This window comes from Mesorhizobium sp. M4A.F.Ca.ET.050.02.1.1, assembly GCF_003997725.1.
In the GTDB taxonomy this organism is placed as follows: Bacteria; Pseudomonadota; Alphaproteobacteria; order Rhizobiales; family Rhizobiaceae; genus Mesorhizobium.
In genome coordinates this window covers 1-908 of the sequence record NZ_RZSG01001289.1, presented here as the reverse complement: position 1 = coordinate 908, position 908 = coordinate 1, and the positions used below count along the sequence as shown (strand labels likewise).

Below are 908 nucleotides of genomic sequence, written 5' to 3'. Positions count from 1 at the left end.
CTTCAGACGCTTCCAGGCATCCTCGGGGTGCGGATCGTAGGTCTGGCGCGAGGTCAGCACCTCCATTTCCTCGTTGAGCCAATGGGCGCGGTTCTCGCGCTTGAGCTCGGCGCTGAGCTTCCTGTAGACCTCAATCAGATGGGTCACGTCGGCGAGCGCGTAGTCGAGCTGCTTGTCGGAGAGCGGCCGGTGGCGCCAGTCAGTGAAACGCGAGGATTTGTCGAGCCGGGCACCGGTGATGCGCTGCACCAGCTGGTCGTAGGAGACGCTGTCGCCGAAGCCGCAGACCATCGCCGCCACCTGGGTGTCGAACACCGGGTGCGGCATGAGATCGCCGAGATGGACGATGATTTCGATGTCCTGGCGCGCGGCGTGGAAGACCTTGACCACGGCCTCGTTGGCCATCAGCCGGAAGAACGGTTTCAGGTCGATGTCGGGCGCGAGCGGGTCGATCAGCGCGGTCAGGCCGGGCGAGGCCATCTGGATCAGGCACAGGATCGGCCAAAATGTCGTCTCGCGGATGAACTCGGTATCGACGGTGACGAATTCCGACTTTTCGAACGCGGCGATGGCGCTCTCGAGCTCAGCTTGGGTGGTGATGACGTGCATCAAATCGCTTTTAAGAACAAATTAGGTCCCTTTCAATTTCAGCCGCGGGCGCTTTCGTCAAGCCGCCGCAAGGTCATGGCTCGCTCGATCCATCGGAATCGCCGCTGCGCCGCGCCAGCCGCGCGAACACCGTCGATGTGCGCAAGAGCGCGGTGAATGGGCTGCGTCTGTCGGCCGGCACGCCGGAGCGCACCTGCATGCGGTAGAGGATGACGAGGATCAGCACCGCATAGACGACGGCGCTGAACACAAACAGGGCGCCCGGTCCGAAATATTGCATCGCCGCCGAGGCCGCGAAC

At 63.2% G+C, this 908-nt stretch carries 1 protein-coding gene and 1 pseudogene; both read right to left on the bottom strand.

Going from position 1 to position 908, the window contains the following annotated elements:
* Positions 1-609: ribonuclease D (gene rnd, locus EOA33_RS36990; protein WP_127407816.1), on the bottom strand; the 609-nt coding region annotated here is incomplete at its 3' end.
* Between the two features lie 73 nt (positions 610-682).
* Positions 683-908, bottom strand: a pseudogene (locus tag EOA33_RS36985) (MFS transporter); the annotation flags it as partial.